Here is a 21008-nt window from a genome sequence, read left to right as displayed (position 1 = left end):
CTTTAGCGGCATTAAAAGCTGGTAAATTAGACGATACCATTACAGGTGTTTTAGATACAGTAGCAAAAGAGATTTCAAGTAAATATTAATAAGATTTGAGACATGAGATTTGAGATTTGAGATTGGGCCGGAAACGTCTCACATCTTATATCTCACATCTCACATCTAAATAAAGAATGGCTAATTTAAAAGAAGTAAGAAACCGGATTGCATCGGTACAATCAACGCAGCAGATTACCAAGGCTATGAAAATGGTTTCGGCAGCTAAGTTGAAACGTGCTACCAATGCAATTATCGCTTTACGTCCTTATGCAACTAAACTGAAAGAGATTTTAGGTAATCTATCAGCAAGTTTAGAAGGGTCTTCATCGCCTTTTATACAAGAGCGTGAACCTAATAAGGTTTTAATTGTAACAGTATCATCAAACCGTGGTTTGGCTGGTGCTTTTAACATGAACGTGATTAAAGCGGCCAACAATTTAATTGCTGAGAAATATAGCGAACAGTTGAAAAACGGTAATGTAAGCATTATTTCTATCGGTAAGAAAACTCAGGATTTTTACGAAAAACGTAATTATAACGTAATTGGTAATAATAACGAAGTATACGCTGCTTTAACTTTCGAAAACGTAACCAAAATTACCGATGCGATTATGGCCGGTTTTGTTAAAGGTGAGTTCGATAAAGTGGAGGTTGTTTACAATCGTTTTAAAAATGCAGCGGTTCAGTTTATTACAACTGAGCAATTGTTGCCTTTACCAAAAGCAGAAGGAACAAAGGTTGAAAGTAAAACGACCAATGTTGATTACATTCTAGAGCCTTCGCAAGAAGAGATTGTAGGACAGTTGATCCCTAAATCAGTTAAAATTCAGTTATACAAAGCCGTTTTAGATTCTCATGCTTCTGAGCACGGTGCACGTATGACATCAATGGATAAAGCAACTGAAAACGCTGGAGAATTATTGAAAGCCTTAAAACTTTCATACAACCAGGCACGCCAGGCAGCAATTACAACTGAGTTAACTGAGATTGTGAGTGGTGCAGCAGCATTGAACGGATAATTAGTTTGCAGCTCACAGTTCTGAGTTAGCAGTATTGGTTATATAAAATACAAAACCCATTTCTTAATTGGAATGGGTTTTTTGTTGTTAATACAGTCTGTAATCCAAAATTATTATGTTTTTTATGGATTATTGAAAAAAAGAAGCAATAATCTTTGACCCCTGAATCTAAGTGAAAGGGGCAAAATTAAAATCCTCTAACTGTAAATAAGCTTATACTGAAGCAGAAACATTAGCCTTATCGTAAGCGGTAGCAGAAACTTTTCAAACAGTTAAAATTTTTATAAACACAAAGCCCGCCTCGGTTAGGAACGGGCTTTGTGTTTTATACCGATTGTTATAAATTCCCAAGTGTAGAACTAATTCCTAGTTCCCCATGTGCGCCAAGCTGAATTTTAGTATCGTTATTTACTGAGAGGATGTTATGCATAGAATCTTTTTGCCAGAACATATCATCAAAACGAAAAGCTTTTCCTTTCACAATGCCACTAATGTTTGTAAGCTGCAATAAATTTCCTGTAGCCTGTAATTTAACATAAATAGTATCAGAGAGCCCATTGGGCTTTAATACTGATCTCACTGTATTAGCAGGTAGGTTTACATAAGAATTCAGATCCAGATCGAAAGCGCTGTTGTTTTTAATTTGGTAACTGATATCCCCCGGAAGTATCCTTACTTTGATCTTACTAGTCTTGTTGTAAACGGTCAAAGTCACTTCGAAAATGCCAGAAGTCTTGTACTGATGTGCAGTTTTACTTCCTTTGGTTTCAATAGTTCCATCGCCGTAATTCCAAATATAATTGCTGCCTGCAGTTGCATCTTTTGCATTAAGCTCAATTTTTTGCGTTAAATACAATGATTTTTTGTCAATGTTAAAATCGGTTGTACTAATTTCGGTTGTGCCGATTTCTGGATTTGATTGTTTCTTGCATGCAGCAAGGAAAAATAGGGCAATAGCTATCCCTAGTAGGCTTTTAGATTTCATAATAAAATGATTTTATTTGTGTGTATTCAAAGCTAATAAATTTACTATAACTAAAAATTTAATCGATTAAATTATTCGCGATTTTTTACCCTGAATTTATTGAGACATGATTTAATGATGTTTAATGAATGCCGCATCACAGGAGTTTAATATCTTTGGGCATTAATTTCAAATCATGAAAAAACACCTGCTTATCGTTATATCGTTTCTGCTACCACTTGTTGCTGCAGCTCAAAATCCAGCGAGAGATTATACCAATGCGGTACTTTGGCAGCAAACTTCGGGCGAGTATAGAGCACTATGCTTTCAGGCTTATAACTTTGCCCGTTTATCATTAAAAGATGCTTTATGGGCAGATACCAGCAAAAAGCCAAATTGTGTGATTGTTGATATAGACGAGACGGTTTTGGACAACTCGGCTTTTCAGGGACATGAAATAAAAAAAGGACTAAGTTATATTCCCGAAGACTGGACCGAATGGACAGACCTGGCTAAAGCTGATACTGTTCCGGGGGCTTTGGCTTTTTTAAAGTTTGCCGCATCAAGGCATATCGAAACATTTTATGTAAGTAACCGCAATGAAAAGGATTATACCGCAACATTGAAAAACCTTCAAAGCTTTGGCTTTCCATATGCAGATGATGCGCATTTAGTGGTTTCGAAAGGAACATCAAATAAAGAACCGCGCCGCCAAAAAATTACTGAAACGCATAATATTCTCTTGTTATGTGGCGATAATTTAAGCGATTTCAGCAATATTTTTTATCGTGAAAATAAAAATACCTTTGAACAGGTAAACACAAATCAACACCTGTTTGGCACAAAGTATATCGTGTTGCCAAACCCAATGTACGGAGATTGGGAAAAGCCTTTGTATCAGGGAGAAAAACTTAGTGATAAGGATAAAGCGAAACAAAGATTAGAACGATTAAAAAGTTATTAAGTTTTATAATTATTCAGCAATAAGTATTACTTTTGCAGCATCATAAAAATAAACATTATGGAGAACAACGAATTAAAGCACAATACAGAAAGTATGAAAACGGCTAACCAGCCAGGAATTTATAAATTAATAATTTTTGGTGTACTGGTTTGCATGGTGGGTACTTACGCGCGTTTCGCTTACGATTCGTGGCAAGTATCTTTAGCATCCTGGATTGTTTTGTTCATCGGTGCAATTATTGCCATTAAAGGTGTATTTAAAATATTAGACGCATAAGCCAATTGCGATCAAGATATAAAGCCGGTCATGTTCATTCATGATCGGCTTTTTTGTTTATAGGCACAAATCCATCAGATTTTAAGTCCTGCAGCCCTCATTGAGGCCATTAGAATAATATTACTTTCTTTTTTGAAAAGCAAATTCAGAAGCATTTAGGTTACAGCAGTCCCGCCATTTGCTTTAGCCCTGATGAAGAATCAGGGGCTATCGCGACTGTCGGGTTTAGGATAGAAAGGTCTGCCTAAGTAATTTAAACCTGACAGGAGCGGGCACCGAACGCAGAGCGGTAAAGCGGATGGCAGGGCTTTCGGAACCGATGTACACAGTAACCTGCTTTTCAAAAAAGACACATATTAAAGACGCTAGGCAAACCTCGCAGGTTTTCAAAACCTGCGAGGTTTATAATAACCGAAAAACCCTTCCAAACTCCCTTCTTACTAGGCTAAACTCAGTATTGGGTTACCTAAATATAATTCTGGTATTAAGGGAAACACAGCGTTAAAAGCTAACCAAAACGCTGCACTTCTTATGGCCATTTGAAGCAAATATTTAAAATGATTATTTATTTAAAAACACACAATCATGAAAAGGAATATTATTGCTATAGCCATAATTTTGGCCCTATTTGGCTGTAACGCCGAAAAAAAAGATTACGCCAGTACTGACAAAGAAAGTATGGCAGATACTACTGCTACAGTAGAGTTGCCAGCCGAAAAAATTATTAAAACTGCTGATATGCGTTTTAGGGTTAAAAATGTTCAAAACACCAAAGAACAGCTCAGCAAAGCCATTAAAGCGGAAGGAGGTACGGTGGCTGAGTTTTCTATTGAAAGCTCCATCCAGGAAACCGATAAGGTTAAACAATCTACTGATTCGTTAAAAGAAATTACCTCCTATCGTACGCAAGGTTATCTGGTGGCTAAGGTTCCATCTGATAAACTAGACGAATTTACCAATACCATCGCAAAAATGGCTGTTTTTGTAGATAACCAATCGATGAAGATGGACGATCAAAGCATTGCTTATTTAGCCAATAAACTAAAGGCACAGAACCGAGTCGATGCGATCGAAAAGATCAATAAAGTAGCCTCAAAAAAAAGTGCCAATGTCGAATCATCTCTTTATATCAAAGACGATTATGTAGATAGGAAAATCGAGAATATGCAAATCGATAGCCGTGTAAAATTCAGTACCATTACCCTTAATTTTTATCAGGATAACACCGTTAAAACAATGATTGTTGCCAATGACAATCTGTACGACTACCGTCCGGCATTTATTAACAGACTTTGGTTGGGTATTGTAAATGGTTGGACAATTTTTAAAGAAATCATCATCGCAATTTCAAATTTATGGATGTTGATATTAGTAGGTATTGCAATCTTCTTCACTATAAAATATTTTATTCGTAAGAATAAATTAGCAATGGATGAAGCGACTAAAAATATGATTGATCAGGCTAGGCAGTAAGAATCTATTCCTTCAACTACGCTACCAATGACAGATTAAATAATCGATCGTCATTCCCGCGCAGGCGGGAATCTTAAAGTTTATAGCATTAGGATTCCCAATCAAGTTGGGAATGACGATACCTCGTGACCTATCATCGTTATTCGCTCTCCTTCGGTTGGTGATTCACCAACCGATATTTATTTCTTTGCTTTAACCACTAAACCTTTAACCTTGGTTTTGTTATCACTTACAAAAGATTCCCAGCCCGAATAGGTTTTGGATTTCCCTCCTGAGGTAATTTTTTGAAAAGAATGGCAAACGGCTACAGCCAACCCATCAGTAGCATCTAAAAACTCTGGCGTTTCTTTAAAATTTAACAAGCGTTGCAACATGGCTGCCACTTGCTCTTTAGTGGCATTTCCGCTGCCGGTAATGGATTGTTTGATCTTACGTGGAGAATATTCGGTTACCGAGATATTTCTGGAGAGTGCAGCCGCAATGGCAATACCCTGGGCGCGACCCAGTTTTAACAATACCTGAATGTTTTTTCCATAAAACGGTGCTTCGATGGCCAGAACATCAGGTTTGTACTGATCGATCAAAATCACTGTTTTTTCGAATATCCGCTGAAGCTTAAGAAAAGGATCATCCAAATGGGTCATCTTTACCACCCCTAAACTGATCAGTTCTGTTTTATTTCCCTTCTCTAAAATTACGCCATAACCCATCACCGCTGTGCCTGGATCAATGCCCATAATAACCCGCTCCTTTTTTTCGTTCAACATTACAGCAATATTAAGCATATTTGCAAACTAAAAAGATAATCTTGACAGGCAAGAACAAAAAAATATTATCAATCTTCATCAAAGCTGCAATCGTAATATTTGCTTTTTGGTTTATTTACCATAAGCTCGTTGCGAATAAAAATCTGCACGATTTCAGTACATTATTAAAAAATATCCCTCAAACAGAAATTATTACGGTAATTGGTATCGTGGTGTTATTGATGTTTGTGAATTGGTTTTTGGAGGCGGGAAAATGGAAATACCTCATGAGCCACATCGAACCTATCAGTTTTTATCGCGCTATCGAATCGGTATTTTGCGGATTAACACTGGCCATTTTTACACCCAACAGGCTAGGAGAGTATGGAGGAAGGGTATTTTTCCTGTCACCTAAAAGAAGGATTGTGGGCATAGTGGCCATGAGTGTGGGCAGCATTGGTCAACTGGTATTAACGAATGTCTTTGGAGCCATTGCAGCCTGTTTTTTTGTTTATCGTTTTATTCCTATCGACCGTGTACTTTTTATCGCCATGGTATTTCTCGCGGTATTTTTCTGCCTGTTTTTCCTGATCTTCTACTTTAACATCCGATGGTTAAATGGCATTTTGCTTTCATTTAAATTTACCAGGAAATACAAGAAATTTTACAGCATTTTAGCGAGGTACCGAAAAAGGGAACTATTCAAAATCATAATCTATTGTTTTGTTCGCTATTTGGTGTTTAGCTCGCAATACTTCATCTTGTTTGTATGGTTGGTGCCAGGTTTGCATTATGCAGATATCATCATGATGACCTGTTTGCTATTTTTGGTACAATCGGCATTACCGTCACTTGATCTTTTTGATGTGGGTATCAGGAGTGTTACTGCTGTTGAATTATTTAAACACGTAACTGATCAACATGTGGCTGTTATTGCATGTACTGCAAGTATTTGGCTCATAAATATTATAATTCCTGCTATCTTAGGCACTTATTTCGTTTTTAAACTCAATTTTTTTGGAAATCTTAAATCTAATTAGTCTAGTATCTGCTGCTTTAACCTTAATCTATGGTTTTTTAGTCCTTAATTTTATCAGAGGATGGCATAACCTGGTTTATTTTACACCACAAAAGTCCGATCCTCAAACCAAAGTTTCTATCATTGTTGCCGCAAGGGATGAGGAAGCTAATATCACCAAAACCATTGATGACCTGGTTGCACAGCGATACCCTAAGGTTTTAACCGAAATTATTATTATCGATGACCATTCTACCGATCGTACGGCAGAAATTGTGTTAAGTTATGCAGACCGGAATGTGAAACTGATTAAGCTGAATGAAGATAGGGCCCTGAATTCATACAAAAAAAAGGCTATACAAACTGCAATAGGGACTTGTTCTGGCGATCTGATTATCACTACTGATGCCGATTGCAGGATGGGCGCAGATTGGCTGGCTACCATTGTAAACCTATATGAGCAGAAAAATTATAAAATGATCTCCTCTCCAGTAGCCTATTTTCAGGAGAAAAGTTTCTTTGAGCGCCTGCAGTCGTTAGAGTTTCTATACCTGATCGGCTTGGGGGCGTCTACTATTGGCAATAAGGAACCCTCTACCTGTAACGGAGCAAATTTAGCTTACGAGAAAACAACCTTTTATGAAGTTGGTGGCTTTCAGGGCATAGATGACCTGGCTTCAGGTGATGATGAGCTACTATTACATAAAATTGCTGCCAAGTATCCTGATCAGATCGGTTTTCTCAAAAATAGAGAAGCCATTGTATATACGCATGCAAAAGAAACCTTGGGCGCATTTATTCAGCAACGCAAACGTTGGGCTTCTAAAAGTACCCGTTATAAAAATAAGGCCATTATCGTTTTAGGGGTTCTGATTTGGATCTTTAACCTCACTATTCTGGCAAACTTTATCACCGGGCTTTTTATTCCGGGTTTTTTGACCATCACATTTTATCAACTATTGGTTAAAATGATTTTAGAAACCTTATTTTTATGGGATGTAACTGGCTTTGCAAAAAGGCGCAGTTTACTCATTTTAATCCCGGTTTTAAATGTACTGCACGTACTTTATATGGTGTACATCGGCATTGCTGGAAACAGTGGCAAATACAATTRGAAAGGCAGAATGGTTAGATAATGGATAATAGCCCATCAAAAAAAGTATGGTTAAAGTTTAAACGGAATAAATTTGCCTTCGGCGGATTGGTCTTTATTTTACTTTTGATGGTAATGGGTATTTTGGGTTATTTAATTATGCCTGATGATTCTCCAAATGCGAACGTTCAGATTCTCCAGTTAAACAAAAAGAAACCCGGAAGTACATTTACGTTTTTAATTATCAGTAGGAGCCCGAAAGTAGAAAAGCTTAACTTTTTCGAAAGAATGTTAAACGGGCAAACACCAACTTTTAAAAGTATCCCGATTACTTCTTACAAGATAAAAGATAAAAATGTTTTTGTACAGGAATATATTGGTGATGATGAAAAAGCCAGGGAAACGAAGTATGAACTTAAAGATTTGTGCCCTTCTTGCGTAGTACCCTCCAAAATAGGGAGCCCGCAGGCGCTTTTTGAAAAAAATAGCATTTATAAAAAGACTTATATTTTAGGCACAGATATTTACGGACGTGATTTATTAAGCCGGTTGATTTTAGGTATCAGAGTTTCGTTATCTGTAGGTTTAATGGCCGTGCTCATCTCTCTTTTTATAGGCGTGAGTTTAGGAGCCATTGCTGGCTATTTTGGTGGTCGCGTAGACGCAGCCATCAGTTGGTTTATGAACGTAGTTTGGTCACTGCCCTCGTTACTGTTGGTAATCGCCATATCATTCGCTTTAGGCAAGGGTTTTTGGCAGATTTTTATTGCGGTAGGCTTATCAACCTGGGTCGATGTAGCAAGGTTGGTACGCGGGCAGGTAATGGCTTTAAAAGAAGTCGAATTTGTAGAGGCCGCAAGAGCCTTGGGCTTTAGCACGAGCAGAACCATTATCAAACATATACTACCGAACATCGCGGGGCCAATTTTAGTTGTTGCCTCATCAAATTTTGCCTCAGCCATATTGCTGGAAACAGGGTTAAGCTTTTTAGGCTTTGGCGCTCAACCACCTATGCCAAGCTGGGGGAGCATGATTAAAGAACATTATGGTTATATCATTATGGATGCAGCCTACTTAGCTGTTTTGCCCGGTTTAGCCATTATGTTTACTGTTTATGCCTTTAATGTGCTGGCCATAGGCTTACGCGATGCATTTGATGTAAAAGGACAGAATGTAACTGTTTAATCATTGTCATAAAAAAAAGCAGTACCAATTATGATACTGCTTTACCCTTAAAAACAAAAACTTATGCTGTGGCAGTCAGTGTGTTTCCTGAAACAGTAAGCGGATAAACTTTTAGCACACTCGTGGTGCCACCATCATTTGGTTGGGCCAAAATGCTACCCGAAGTGGTATAACGCGAACTATGCAGGCCACATTGAATGTAATTGCTGGCCTGGATAAAACTCAATGCACCGCCCTGGTGTGGGCAAACTGCTTGTGTGGCCACAAACGAGGTGCTGGCATTCGCTGTTGCGATACGAATAAACAATATGCTGTTTACAGTGATAGATGCGCCAACGGTTAGTAATTGCGTACTCAGATCCACACTTGCGGTAGTACCCGAAGGAACACCACCACCATTAGGTTTGTCGGGTTCTGGGGCATCACTCTTTTTACCGCAAGCAGAAAAGCAAGCGCCGGTGCAAACCATGGCAACACCCAGCCCCAATGATTTGATAAATTCGTTACGTTCCATAATTGTTTAGGTTTTTATTTTTGGTTGAATTTGATCTACTTTGCTTTCTTCTTATCGAAAGAGAACCTTCGGGCAATACTAAAACCCCAACGGTATTGTCCCTTCAGCCAAGAGGTATTGGTATCGGTAATAAATTGCGATTCCTGTATGGCCGTGGCATTGGTGAAATTAAGGTGGAAAATATGACCGCCAGTTTCAAACTCCAGTCCGGCACCAAGTGTCTTATAATATTGCGTTCCCAAGGTGTTTTCGAGGTAGGCTTTTTTATCTTTATCTCTGAATGGAATGGTATAATCGGCAACAAAAGCCATCCGTTTAGTGATCTTAATACGCCCACCAACAGACAGTGCAAGCATATCGTTCTGATCTCCAAAAACAGTAAAGTTGCGGTGTACGTACGATGGCATGACCAGCATCGAGAAGTTCGAATTAAATTTACGGGCAATTACCGCTTGCACCACATAGGTCAAACGATCTTGAAATTTGCTGTAAGCATTCACCGCTGTCGGATCAGTTGAAGCTTTTACGGCTGCAATGGTTGTACTGCCAAACAATGTTACCGCTACGGGTACTTTTTCATCATCTGTTTGTTCCAGTAACCGATATTTTAAGTTTCCTTCATACAATTGTGTTACAACTCCGGCGCCTTTTGCCCTGGCTAAGCCTACAGAAAGTTTATCGCTGATTCCATATTCAAAACCAATGCGGATGTCGGTAGATTGATCCAGACCGAAAAAGTTTTTAATTCCGCCACCAGATCCGGCAATGTCTCCAAACCGGTGATCTACCCTGAAATCCATCTCATTTTTGTAAATGGTTTCATTGGTTTGTATGTTAATGAGTTTGGTTGCTTTAAATGTGGCCTTTACATTCTTTTTTTCTACAGGCATCTGCAATGCATTTTCGAGCGAATCCTGTGCAGAAGCAACTATTGGTAAACAAAGGGCAAACAAGTATAAAAGTGATTTTAGATGATATTTCATAAGGTTTTRTTTTTTAGGTTGATAAGTAGCCGTCATTTTTACCTGTATGGTTTCGGCAATTTGTTTGAAAACAATTGTTGGGATTTTGATGTCGTGATCAGCAAGCTTTACGTTAAAAGCTGAAGTGGCCTTTATTTCATCAGTTGTAATCACCAGTGAACCTTTGGCTTGATATTCTTTGCTAACCCCATGGATCTGTAGATTGCCTTTCACCGTGATCGGATAGGTTCCAGGTTTCGAAAAATCAATCTGTTCTATAATTTTTCCTTTAAAATCTGAAGTCGGATATTTGTCGCTTTCGATATAATTCTCGTTAAAATGTTCTTGCATCAGTTTTTTCTTAAACTGATAAGAAGTATTGTTGACCTTGAAAATGATATCGTTGGTTTTGATATTGAGAGCCGAAGCCCCTGTTTTGCTCTGTGCATCTATATCCTCTACAGGTGTCGAAGAAAAAAATGAAGAATTTACGCTTTTACTTACCCATATCTGTGCTTTTACGCCTGTGCATAAAAACAAGGCTATTAAGGTGAAAAATAGTCTTTGCATTGGTGTATTTATTTAAATTTTTAGTGGAACCATTTGGATTTAGCGTTAATTTTTATTGATTATTCTGGCATACCTTTATCAAACCATGCTTTTAACAGTGCCTTATCGCTCTCCGATATGGTATTATTGCCTTTAGGCATTGTTTTGGTAACAAATATGGCATTGTTTACACGCACCTCTTTTGCTGATGAAATGCCATTAAAAAGCCAGAAACCCTTCGCACCACCATTAGCACCATGGCAACCTCCACATTTGGTTTGAAACAATGCTCCGGTAAAATTAGTGTAAGTTACATTTGCTGTAGTTACAGTTGTTGGGCCAGTAGGTGGTGGAGTTTCAGGTTTTAATTCCTCTGCTTGTTTTTTAGAGCAGGCAAAAAGCAGGGCAGTAATTGCGGCGAATAAAAAGATTGAATTTTGTTTTTTCATAGGTATTTAGTTAAGATTAAAATTAGTGGTAGATTCATTTCTATCATCTCTGATTGTTGGGCAGTGCAATTGAAATTTTTGCGGCAATAGCCGCATTGTTTTTTGCTTTTATCGATAGGCATAACATAATCAGAAATGCCGCAAATATAATTGCGATAACTTGTTTTTTTGCAACCATATCCGAATTTTTTAAGATTTATGTTTTGTTTATTTGAAAACTATCGCTGTTTTTGTAATAACCATAGGTTTTTAAATAATTTTTATTGAAATCTTAGTCGTTACGTGCACTTTTTGCAATTGGTTGCCTGCAATAAAAAAAAATACAAAAAAAATCCGCCCCGATTTTAAATCGGGGCGGATTTCGAGATAAATTGTATCTAAAACCTAATTAAAATCTTCGGCTTTTAATGGAGGATTAATTTTAATGTCTTTAATTACAACTGAAAACTCCTGAGAACCTTGTGGGGTTGCCGCCGATTGAGTTAAGGTAAACGGAAATAATACATCGCCAACTTTCTTGTAGTTCGAATATTCTGTAGATTGACTAATTTCAGCCCCACCTTTGGTCGTGGTACTTTCATCTTTTAAAAGTAAACCCGATTTGGTATCGTAGTATTCAGTTTTCTTTTTGCCCGATGGTGAAATGATATTCAATTTAAATGCATCAGCAGTACCTACCTTTGCAGTTCCGGCCGCTTCAATTTTCGTTCCATCAGTTGCGTAGTAAATTTGACTACCGTAACCTTTATCATCTTTCTTTTCAGCCAGGTCATCGCCAGTTAATTCAGCCTTTTGGCCCATTTGCATCGCATAGCCCGTTTTGCCATTATAAACCTGTTTCATCACGGTTTGGCCGCCCATAGAAATCTCCACGCTGCTTAAGTTAGGCGCCATGTTTTTAATGGTAACCGTAAGCTTTTGACCTTGCATTTCCATTTCGCCACTTTGCTGTAATGAAGTAATTTTTTTAATGGCTTCTTCACCGCCAATGGCTTTAATGTAGTTTTTGATAATTTCTGCAGGAGCAGCTGTTGGTACAGCAGTAGCTTCGGTTGCTTTAACCGCATTCGCATAGTTATCATAAGCCTGTGTTTTAAAACCTACCTTAGTTAAGCCTGCCGCAAACGCATCAGTTTTACCCACAATAACAATGCGAGTATTATCGTGGTTAAAGTATTTTTTGGTTACCCTTAAAATATCATCGGTTGTTACGGCATTAATCTTTTGTAAATAAGTGCGGTAAAAATCCTTTGGTAAGTTATTAATTAAGATATTACTCGCAAAACCTGCAGTTCGTGCCGGATTTTCTAAGCCTAATGCAAACGATCCGTTGAAAAGATTTTTCGCGTTCTGTAATTCATCAGCAGTTACCTTTGTAGTGCGGATCGTGTTAATTTCTCTTAAAAATTCCACCACTGCACTGTCAACTTTTTCGTTTCTAACGGCTGCATTGGCCGAAAATTTAGATTGGAAACGGCCTGAGCCTGTGCTTGAATATGCACCATAAGTAAAGCCATGTTTCTCGCGGAGGTTATCAAATAATCTCGATTCAGAGCCACCACCTAAAATCTGGTTTGCCAATAAAATCGGGAAATAATCTGGGCTGCTCATTGGCAGGTCGATTAAGTTCACAACTGTAATTTCAGATTGAACAGCATTGCTCACATTAATGATGTCAACTTCTGTTTTGGCAGGATTAGCAACTTTAGTAAGTACTGGTAAAGTTAAGGCAGTTCCTTTCCAATCGCCAAAGGCTTTCTCTGCCAAAGCTTTTGCTGCTTCTGGTTTAATATCACCTACAAAAGTTAAATAACCTCTAGATGGGGTAATGTATTTCTTATAAGCTGCTTTTACATCGTCTAAAGTAATGCCTGTAATAGAAGCCTCCGTTTCAAACTCTCCATAAGGATGGTTTTTACCATAAGCCAATGCATTTACCACACGTGCTGAAATGGCTTTTGCACTTTTTTCGTTAGATTTTAATCCAGTAATGGTTTGCGATTTTAGTTTTTCGAAAGATTCTGCAGGAAAAGCAGGTTTACGGATACTCTCCGCCATTAAAGCAAATGCCTCAGGAAAATAACGGGTTAAAGCAGAAGTTGAGCCCCCATATGCCCCTGCACTTACATCAGCACCAAGCTGATCTACCGCTTCGTCAAATTGTGGACCTGGYTTTGGTTTGTGGCTTCGATCTATTGTTTGTGCTGAAATACCTTGAGCCAATAAGGAAACTGCAGCTATAATGAATAATTTCTTCATGTTTTTAATAATTAAAATGAAAAAGCGATCAGCTTATTTCTTAGGTAAGTAATACAATACAACTCTTTGGTTTTTGTTCAGGTATTTTTTAGCAACGTCTCTGATCTCCTCGCGGGTGATTGATCTGATTACCTCTAATTCCTTATTGATATCGTTTGTATCCTTATCATGGAAAGTATAACCATCGGCCAGGTTTTCGGCAACACCCAACATTTTACTGTTTGCACTTACGTAGTTGTTTTCGAATTTATTCTGCAGTTTTTTATAATCACTTTCGCTAATCAAATCGGTTTGAAGACGTAAAACTTCTTCATCAATATCTTTTAATAAATCGTTAAGCGGTGTATTTTTATTGGGTAAAGCTAAGGTGATATAAGCGCCATAATCTTCAAGCGAATAGTTAAAAGCAGCAACCTGCAGGGCAGTTTTCTTTTGATCGACCATTTTAGTGCTTAATCTCGAGCTTCCGCCTTCTGATAAAATAGAGCTGATCATACCTAAAACCTTGCTTTCTCTACTCTTCATTCCCGGTACGCGGTAAGCCGCGAAGATGGCCGGGATCTGAATGTTGGCATCATAAGCAGTATCGATAATTTCTTTGGTAATTTCTGGTAATTTGAATTCTTGACGAACAATTGGTGCACCTTTAGGTACTTCGGCAAAGTATGATTTTACTAAAGCTTTGGTCTTCTCTATATCTAAATCGCCGGCAATGGTTAAAACCGCATTGTTAGGCACATAATACTTTTTAAAGAAAGCAATAAACTCGCTCAATTTTGCTGCATCTAAGTGCTCCATTGAACCAATTGGCTGCCAACGGTAAGGATGCCCATCAAACAAATGAGCGAAAATTTTCTCTGTAAATTTTCCGTAAGGAGAGTTGTCTATACGTAAACGTTTCTCTTCTTTTACTACTTCATTTTGTGTTTTTACCCCACCTTCGTTAATTACCGGGTGTAACATTCTTTCGCTTTCCAGCCATAAACCCAGTTCCAATTGGTTTGATGGAAAAAGTTCATAATAAAAAGTACGGTCTTGAGAAGTATTGGCATTGTTCTGGCCGCCGTTACTACTCACTAATTTCATAAATTCACCTTTTTTGATATTATCCGAACCTTCGAATAATAAGTGTTCGAAAAAGTGAGCAAAACCTGTACGCTGGGTTTCTTCATCTTTAGAACCAACATGATACATTACCGAAACGGCAACTACTGGAGCGGTTTTGTCTTGGTGTAGAATGACATGGAGGCCATTGTCAAGGTCAAATTCCGTAAACTGTACTTTTTGGGCAGAAGCACTTAAGCACAGACCGGAAATGGCCAAAGCAAAAAGAATTCTTTTTTTCATAAGTTTATAATTGTTTTTTAATGATTATGAAGCTATCATTAGCATGTTTTTTTGTTATGATGAATAGCATGCTAATGATGGTTTCATTAGTAGTTTTTTTAAATGATTAGAAATAATCAAAGGCGAAAGCGAGCAACTATTTCATTAATAAGTTAATTTGGATTTTTCACTAGCGTGAAGAATAATAAGGATGGCCTAAATTATGGATTTAAACAAAAAAAAGCGAGTATTTACACTCGCTTTTTTTAATATATTTTATCTCCAGGCCTTGTATTGGTTAATTAAGCCGTTGGTTGAGCTATCGTGGCTCGAAATTTTTTCGCTGCCCTCCAGCTCTGGAAGAATTTTTTTGGCCAATTGCTTGCCAAGTTCTACCCCCCACTGGTCGAAACTAAAGATGTTCCAGATAATTCCCTGAACAAATATTTTATGTTCGTAAATGGCAACTAAACTGCCCAAAGTATATGGCGTTACTTTTTTCAATAAGATAGAATTTGTTGGGCGATTGCCTTCAAATACCTTAAACGGCGCAATTTTTTCAATTTCTGAATCTGATTTGCCTTCTTTCTTTAACTCAGCGGTTACTTCTTCTTCGGTTTTACCGTTCATCAAAGCTTCTGTTTGTGCAAAGAAGTTTGACAGTAAAATTGGATGATGATCGCCTAGTGGATTTAAACTCTGTGCCGGAGCAATAAAATCGGCAGGGATAATTCTGGTACCCTGGTGGATTAACTGATAAAAGGCATGCTGGCCATTTGTTCCGGGCTCACCCCAGATAATCGGTCCGGTCTCATAATCAACTTCATTACCGTTCCTATCTACGTGTTTACCATTGCTCTCCATATCTCCCTGTTGGAAATAAGCAGCAAAACGGTGCATATATTGATCGTAAGGTAAAATAACCTGTGTTTCTGCATTGTAGAAATTGATATACCAAACGCCTAACAAACCTAAAATTACAGGCAGGTTGCTTTCAAACTCGGCAGTTTTAAAGTGGTTGTCAGTTGCATGAGCTCCAGCTAACAATTGTTTAAAATTATCGAAGCCTATACTTAGTGAGATGGATAAACCGATAGCGCTCCATAAAGAATAACGACCACCAACCCAATCCCAAAACTCAAACATGTTCTCTGTATCGATGCCAAAAGCAGAAACGTCTTTAGCATTGGTGGATAATGCGGCAAAGTGTTTGGCAATATCGCTTTCTTTTCCGCCTTTATCCAAAAACCAAGAGCGTGCAGAGTGTGCATTCGTCATGGTTTCTTGTGTAGTAAAAGTTTTTGATGCGACTAAGAATAATGTTGTCTCGGCATTTAAATCTGCTAATGTTTCGGCGATGTGTGTGCCATCAATATTCGAAACAAAGTGAATGTTTAAGTGGTTTTTATAATGTTTTAGTGCCTCGGTAACCATAACCGGACCTAAATCTGACCCACCGATACCAATATTAACCACATCAGTAATGGCCTTGTCTGTATAACCTTTCCATTCGCCGCTAATGATGCTGTTGCTGAATTTCTCCATTTTAGCCAGTACTGCATTTACTTCCGGCATCACATCTTTACCGTCAACTAAAATTGGCGTATTGCTTAAATTACGTAAGGCAATATGAAGTACCGAACGGTCTTCCGTTTCATTAATTTTATCGCCGTTGTACATTGATTTTATAGCTTCATCCAATTTACACTCACGGGCCAATTGAATCAATAGTGCTAATGTTTCATCGCTGATGCGGTTCTTGCTATAATCTAGTAGAATATCTTCAAAAAAAACAGAAAACTTATTGAAACGATCTGCATCCTCAGCAAAAAGATCTTTAATGCTTTTTTGGTTAATATCTATAAAATGATCGGCTAAATACTTGTAGGCCTCAGTTTCTGTGAAATTTACTTTAGGTAACATAATCTTTGTTTTTTTGTAAAAGTAATAAAGCAAAAATTTAAAATGGTCTTTTTAATGTTCTAAATGAATAAGAATTTTTAATGTCGATTAAACATAGTAACTTTAATACACCATCCCTGTTAGTTCATCAATTATTTTAACCTTAAATTCTACATGATGTTAGAAAACTTAAATGAAATGGTGCGTGAAAACGTCCAGGAAAGCGTTGTAAACAACACTGCCATTCCGAACGAACAAAATGAAGCAGTAATCCAGGCTGCATCGGGTTCTATCTTCGATACGCTGAAAGATCAGGTATCATCAGGTAATATTGGTGCATTAACCGATATATTTAACGGTAATAAAGCAGAAGGTACCCAGGTTGCTGAGCAGGCTTCGGGGAATTTTATCGATAAATTAAGTGGCTTGGGCATTAATGCTGATACGGCGAAATCTTTGGCAGCAAGCATTATTCCGGGCCTGATTGCCAAGTTTACCCAAAAAACAAACGACCCGAACGATAGCTCCTTTAACATTAAAGATGTTTTGGGAAGTTTGGGTGGTGATGATGGTAAATTTGACGTAAGTGATGTAATTGGAATGTTTAATGGCGGTGGGCAGGCGCAGCAGCCCGGCCAAGCGGGAGGTGGCGGCATTATGGATAAGCTGAAGGGAATGTTTAATTAAGCATTTACTGATTTTTAGGATTCATTTCCTTCAGATCTACCTGTAAAAATATATACTTGAGAAGAGTTGTCAACTTTTAATAGCAAACCTGCCCATTAAAGTTGACAACCCTAAAGTCCATTCTGGAAACCTTTGCGTCGATGCCTGCAGAAATCTGTTGTTATCTGTTCAGGTAAGACCAAATCCCATCTCTCCTTAAAATTGTTTAGCTTAGGGCACCTAAACTAAATAATTCATTTATGAAGAAAATATTCCTGACTGGTTTTTCGCTACTGGCATTAAATTCTTTCGCCCAAAAATCAGATTTAAGACCATTGGTTTCGAAAAAGGCCGATGCCATCGAACAAAAAGTAATTACCTGGAGGCGCGATTTTCACGAACATCCTGAATTGGGAAATACTGAAGTAAGAACAGCTGGTATTATTGCAAAACATTTAGAATCTTTAGGTATTCAAGTAAAAACAGGCGTTGCCAAAACAGGCGTAGTTGGTGTGCTAAAAGGAGGGAAGCCCGGACCAGTAGTTGCTTTGCGTGCCGATATGGATGGTTTGCCTGTTACCGAGCGGGTAGACGTTCCATTTGCCTCGAAAGTGAAAACACAATATAACGGACAAGAGGTTGGCGTAATGCATGCCTGTGGACATGATAGTCATGTGGCTATTTTAATGGGTGTAGCGGAAGTGCTGGCTTCTATGCAAAAAGATATTCAAGGGACGGTGAAATTTATATTTCAGCCCGCTGAGGAAGGTGTGCCTGCTGGAGATGAAGGCGGGGCAGCGTTAATGATTAAGGAGGGCGTACTCGAAAACCCTAAAGTTGATGTGATTTTCGGTTTACACATCAATTCTCAAACTGAAGTTGGCGATGTAACTTATCGCCCGGGAGGTACAATGGCTGCAGTAAACGATATGAAGATTACAGTTACCGGCCGCCAGGCACATGGGGCTTATCCATGGAGCAGTATCGATCCGGTTGTGGTTTCGGCCCAGATTATTAATAGCCTGCAAACGATAGTAAGTAGGAATTTAAATGTGACCGAAAACCCGGGTGTAGTTACCATTGGCGCCATTAATGGCGGTGTACGGTCGAATATTATTCCCGAAAAGGTAGAAATGTTAGGTACAGTACGCAACTTTAGTAAGGAAGATGAGGCCATGTTTATCGAAAGGATTAAAACCATTGTAACCAAAACGGCCGAGGCAGGTGGAGCTACAGCTGAAGTCAAAATCCCCTATAGCAACCATTATCCGGTTACTTTTAATAATATTGCGCTAACCGAAAAGATGTTGCCAAGCATGGAGTCGACGGCAGGTAAGGATCACGTGAAATTAAAACCACCAGTTACAGGCGCAGAAGATTTCTCCTTCTTTCAGGAAAAAGTACCAGGTTTATTTGTGTTTTTAGGAGGGATGCCAAAAGGTAAAGATCCTTTAAAAGCAGCATCGCACCACACACCCGATTTTTATCTTGATGAAAGCGGTTTTGTTTTAGGGGTTAAATTATTATCTAATCTTACTTTAGATTATATGTCGATGAAGAAATAAGATGATTATTAAATCATCTTATTTCTTCACTGGCTTTTTACCAAACTGCCTAGGATAGTATGAAAAAGTTGCCATAAAGTATTGTTGTAATACATTTTGTGTGCCCAAAGTAAAACTGTTAGCGCCACCGTAATTAATGATGTTAGTGTTTTGATGAAGTAGATCCATAGCAGAGAACTTAAACTCGGCATTATTTCCTTTAAGAAAGCGATAAACCGCGCTGGCATTCCAGATGGCAAAATTAATACTGGCGGCACTGTTCGATTTGCTGGAATTAAAGCTAATGTTGCTGCTCAAGGTAAACTTTTTGGTCACATTATAAATACTGCTTAAAGACGTCGTTAAATTTAATCCGCTGTATTTGGTATTAAAGGCTTCCTGTTCCGACCGATAGGTATTAAAACCCTGCCCTACTTCAGTAGCAAACTTATCCTTGTAAGTATAGTTTAAACTTAGTTTCGCATTCGTATTTAAAGTATTTGAAAAACTGAATACGTCGTTTAAGTAACCTGGGTTTTTGGCGATATTGATTCCTCCATTTAAACTGAGTTGCAATTCAGTCGTTTTCAATTTGAAAGCTTTTCTTAAATATCCATCAACATTTAAATACTTATTTCCACTCGCATTGGCTAAGTATGCCGTACGCTTATTTTGGCTGTCTATAAAAATACTATCAACAATTGCATCATCAATTATGCCTGCCGAAACACTAAAGTTATAATTTAAGGTATTTTTGCTTTTCTGATCCGAACGATCGAAGTTAAAGCTGATGGACCTGTCAGTAGCTTCCCTGAGTTTAAGATTGCCCCGCTGTAAATTGTATAAATTGGTACTATCGGTTAAAGGCGCTAGTTGTTGTAAATTGGGTATAGTGATATTAGTTCTATAGTTTAATGATACTGAGTTATAAGATTCGCCATATTGATAATTGCTATAATTGATATTCACTTCAGGAACAAATCTGTTATAGGTTCGGTTAATGTTTTGTTGCACCTTATCCGATCTGTTATCCTGAAAAATAAAACGCTGTTTCGCGGAGATCCCGATGTTTAAACTTTTACTAAATCTGTTTGATAAACTCTTATGGAAAGATTTACTTAGGGTTAGGCCTGGGGTTTCATCAACAGTACTGGTTTTGGTGTTATTGCTTAAATAGGTATTTGTAGCATAAGCACTAGCTTTTAAATCTTCTACCAGGTTATGGTCATTACTATTATTAAGTTCTAAATTGTTGTTTAAAGATAAATCGAAGCCAGCAAGATTTTTATATCCAAATAGTAACGATTTTAAATTGGGTAGTTCTAACGATAGGGTCTGGTTAAAAGATTTGCGCTGTGTATCATAGCGTCTATCGTAATCGGTATTGGTGGCTGCGTTTACAAAAGATCTAAACGAGGTTAGATTCGATCTTTGGTTGTCATTATCATTTATTGATAGCCGATAATTTGCATTAAGACCGTTAAAACGGTGTTCTTTTCTGGTGATATAATTGGAGAGACCATACCTTATACCAAGACTAAAGCCTTTGTCGTTAAAATCATTTTGTGCTTTGGTGTTGTTGGTACTCGTTAACACATTTTGTCCGTTAAAAGCACTTCTTTGTGTATCGTTGTTTGAGCTACCATTGTTTAAAGACATCCATTGGTTAATGTTTAAACGGTGGTTCTTTTTAGTAAATTCTAGACTCGAATCAAAAGCCTGATTGGTTGATGCTGTATTTCCCCTGGTGGTATTGTTCTCGAATATCTGATCGGTACCATTAATAGAAGTTGTAGTTCTCGCATCCGATATATTTTCGTTGTTTTTGTTTTGAACAAAATAATTGGCATTTAACGTGCTTTTTTTCTCATAAGTGGGCTTTTCAATAAAATTATAAGTAAAAGTTACGCCACCAATATTCGGTTGGTTTATGCCTGATTGCCTGAAATCGGGCTGATACTCTACATTGGTAGTTAGTCCTTTAAAAGTACTATTGGCGGTTAACGATCTAATACTGTTGGCTGTTTTATTAATGTTGTTGCTCGCCCCTATAATAC

The 21008-nt window shown here is 37.9% G+C and carries 18 protein-coding genes; 9 read left to right on the top strand and 9 right to left on the bottom strand.

Features of this window, described 5'->3' with window-relative positions:
• Positions 1-176 precede the first annotated feature (176 nt).
• A complete protein-coding gene (atpG, locus tag AC1DND_RS04255) occupies positions 177-1061 on the top strand; it encodes an ATP synthase F1 subunit gamma (protein WP_477579389.1) in 885 nt (294 codons plus the stop codon).
• Positions 1062-1398: 337 nt separating this feature from the next.
• Here the strand turns inward: atpG and AC1DND_RS04250 are convergent, their stop codons facing one another.
• Positions 1399-2046 carry a PKD domain-containing protein gene (locus AC1DND_RS04250; RefSeq protein WP_477579387.1) on the bottom strand — a complete coding sequence of 216 codons (648 nt, stop codon included), beginning with the start codon at positions 2044-2046 and terminating at the stop codon, positions 1399-1401.
• Positions 2047-2221: 175 nt separating this feature from the next.
• On the opposite strand from AC1DND_RS04250, the gene AC1DND_RS04245 reads away from it, so the two are divergent.
• The 3 genes from AC1DND_RS04245 to AC1DND_RS04235 all read left to right on the top strand — a co-directional run bounded on the left by AC1DND_RS04245 (position 2222) and on the right by AC1DND_RS04235 (position 4738).
• Positions 2222-2989, top strand: a complete 768-nt coding sequence (locus tag AC1DND_RS04245) for a 5'-nucleotidase, lipoprotein e(P4) family (RefSeq protein WP_477579385.1) — start codon at positions 2222-2224, stop codon at positions 2987-2989.
• Between the two features lie 57 nt (positions 2990-3046).
• Positions 3047-3265 (top strand): hypothetical protein, encoded by a 219-nt coding sequence (locus AC1DND_RS04240; RefSeq protein WP_193424183.1) that lies wholly within the window; start codon positions 3047-3049, stop codon positions 3263-3265.
• 585 nt (positions 3266-3850) lie between these two features.
• Positions 3851-4738: a DUF4349 domain-containing protein gene (locus AC1DND_RS04235; protein ID WP_477579383.1), complete on the top strand. Its 888-nt coding sequence runs from the start codon at positions 3851-3853 to the stop codon at positions 4736-4738.
• Between the two features lie 179 nt (positions 4739-4917).
• On the opposite strand, the gene ruvC is transcribed toward AC1DND_RS04235, so the two are convergent.
• Positions 4918-5505 (bottom strand): crossover junction endodeoxyribonuclease RuvC, encoded by a 588-nt coding sequence (gene ruvC / locus AC1DND_RS04230; protein ID WP_477579382.1) that lies wholly within the window; start codon positions 5503-5505, stop codon positions 4918-4920.
• A 41-nt stretch (positions 5506-5546) separates the two neighbouring features.
• Here ruvC and AC1DND_RS04225 point away from each other — a divergent pair, with 41 nt between their 5' ends.
• From AC1DND_RS04225 to AC1DND_RS04215, 3 genes are read left to right on the top strand one after another with little or no spacing between them, the layout of a single operon-like run.
• Positions 5547-6524 (top strand): lysylphosphatidylglycerol synthase domain-containing protein, encoded by a 978-nt coding sequence (locus AC1DND_RS04225; protein ID WP_477579380.1) that lies wholly within the window; start codon positions 5547-5549, stop codon positions 6522-6524.
• A complete protein-coding gene (locus AC1DND_RS04220; RefSeq protein ID WP_477579378.1) occupies positions 6502-7638 on the top strand; it encodes a glycosyltransferase family 2 protein in 1137 nt (378 codons plus the stop codon). The genes AC1DND_RS04225 and AC1DND_RS04220 overlap by 23 nt, the downstream gene beginning before the upstream one ends.
• Entirely contained in the window at positions 7638-8780 is a 1143-nt protein-coding gene (locus tag AC1DND_RS04215) for an ABC transporter permease (RefSeq protein WP_477579376.1), read from the top strand. The genes AC1DND_RS04220 and AC1DND_RS04215 overlap by 1 nt, the downstream gene beginning before the upstream one ends.
• 61 nt (positions 8781-8841) lie before the next feature.
• Here the strand turns inward: AC1DND_RS04215 and AC1DND_RS04210 are convergent, their stop codons facing one another.
• The 6 genes from AC1DND_RS04210 to pgi form a co-directional block, all read right to left on the bottom strand.
• On the bottom strand, positions 8842-9294 hold the full coding sequence (locus AC1DND_RS04210) for a QcrA and Rieske domain-containing protein (protein ID WP_477579374.1): 453 nt from the start codon (positions 9292-9294) through the stop codon (positions 8842-8844).
• A 35-nt stretch (positions 9295-9329) separates the two neighbouring features.
• Complete coding sequence (locus tag AC1DND_RS04205; RefSeq protein WP_477579372.1) at positions 9330-10826, bottom strand: DUF5777 family beta-barrel protein; 1497 nt, start codon at positions 10824-10826, stop codon at positions 9330-9332.
• 59 nt (positions 10827-10885) lie between these two features.
• Entirely contained in the window at positions 10886-11254 is a 369-nt protein-coding gene (locus AC1DND_RS04200) for a hypothetical protein (protein WP_477579370.1), read from the bottom strand.
• A 384-nt stretch (positions 11255-11638) separates the two neighbouring features.
• Entirely contained in the window at positions 11639-13513 is a 1875-nt protein-coding gene (locus AC1DND_RS04195) for a M16 family metallopeptidase (RefSeq protein WP_477579368.1), read from the bottom strand.
• 33 nt (positions 13514-13546) lie between these two features.
• Positions 13547-14860 (bottom strand): M16 family metallopeptidase, encoded by a 1314-nt coding sequence (locus AC1DND_RS04190; RefSeq protein WP_477579366.1) that lies wholly within the window; start codon positions 14858-14860, stop codon positions 13547-13549.
• 255 nt (positions 14861-15115) lie between these two features.
• Positions 15116-16762 carry a glucose-6-phosphate isomerase gene (gene pgi, locus AC1DND_RS04185; RefSeq protein ID WP_477579365.1) on the bottom strand — a complete coding sequence of 549 codons (1647 nt, stop codon included), beginning with the start codon at positions 16760-16762 and terminating at the stop codon, positions 15116-15118.
• Between the two features lie 153 nt (positions 16763-16915).
• On the opposite strand from pgi, the gene AC1DND_RS04180 reads away from it, so the two are divergent.
• Positions 16916-17428 carry a hypothetical protein gene (locus AC1DND_RS04180; protein WP_477579363.1) on the top strand — a complete coding sequence of 171 codons (513 nt, stop codon included), beginning with the start codon at positions 16916-16918 and terminating at the stop codon, positions 17426-17428.
• 239 nt (positions 17429-17667) lie between these two features.
• Complete coding sequence (locus AC1DND_RS04175; RefSeq protein ID WP_477579361.1) at positions 17668-18972, top strand: amidohydrolase; 1305 nt, start codon at positions 17668-17670, stop codon at positions 18970-18972.
• Positions 18973-18990: 18 nt separating this feature from the next.
• Here AC1DND_RS04175 and AC1DND_RS04170 read toward each other — a convergent pair.
• On the bottom strand, positions 18991-21008 hold a 2018-nt coding region (locus AC1DND_RS04170; protein WP_477579359.1), incomplete at its 5' end, for a porin family protein.

It is taken from the genome of Pedobacter sp. 01N416 (assembly GCF_056399685.1).
The sequence above is the reverse complement of the archived record's forward strand: the minus strand, read 5'-3'. Positions and strand labels throughout refer to the sequence as shown.

Bases quoted from the DNA above. Each gene is read 5' to 3' on its own strand.
- atpG (WP_477579389.1), top strand. From the start codon at position 177: ATGGCTAATTTAAAAGAAGTAAGAAACCGGATTGCATCGGTACAATCA.
- AC1DND_RS04250 (WP_477579387.1), bottom strand. From the start codon at position 2,046: ATGAAATCTAAAAGCCTACTAGGGATAGCTATTGCCCTATTTTTCCTT.
- AC1DND_RS04245 (WP_477579385.1), top strand. From the start codon at position 2,222: ATGAAAAAACACCTGCTTATCGTTATATCGTTTCTGCTACCACTTGTT.
- AC1DND_RS04240 (WP_193424183.1), top strand. From the start codon at position 3,047: ATGGAGAACAACGAATTAAAGCACAATACAGAAAGTATGAAAACGGCT.
- AC1DND_RS04235 (WP_477579383.1), top strand. From the start codon at position 3,851: ATGAAAAGGAATATTATTGCTATAGCCATAATTTTGGCCCTATTTGGC.
- ruvC (WP_477579382.1), bottom strand. From the start codon at position 5,505: ATGTTGAACGAAAAAAAGGAGCGGGTTATTATGGGCATTGATCCAGGC.
- AC1DND_RS04215 (WP_477579376.1), top strand. From the start codon at position 7,638: ATGGATAATAGCCCATCAAAAAAAGTATGGTTAAAGTTTAAACGGAAT.
- AC1DND_RS04210 (WP_477579374.1), bottom strand. From the start codon at position 9,294: ATGGAACGTAACGAATTTATCAAATCATTGGGGCTGGGTGTTGCCATG.
- AC1DND_RS04200 (WP_477579370.1), bottom strand. From the start codon at position 11,254: ATGAAAAAACAAAATTCAATCTTTTTATTCGCCGCAATTACTGCCCTG.
- AC1DND_RS04190 (WP_477579366.1), bottom strand. From the start codon at position 14,860: ATGAAAAAAAGAATTCTTTTTGCTTTGGCCATTTCCGGTCTGTGCTTA.
- pgi (WP_477579365.1), bottom strand. From the start codon at position 16,762: ATGTTACCTAAAGTAAATTTCACAGAAACTGAGGCCTACAAGTATTTA.
- AC1DND_RS04180 (WP_477579363.1), top strand. From the start codon at position 16,916: ATGATGTTAGAAAACTTAAATGAAATGGTGCGTGAAAACGTCCAGGAA.
- AC1DND_RS04175 (WP_477579361.1), top strand. From the start codon at position 17,668: ATGAAGAAAATATTCCTGACTGGTTTTTCGCTACTGGCATTAAATTCT.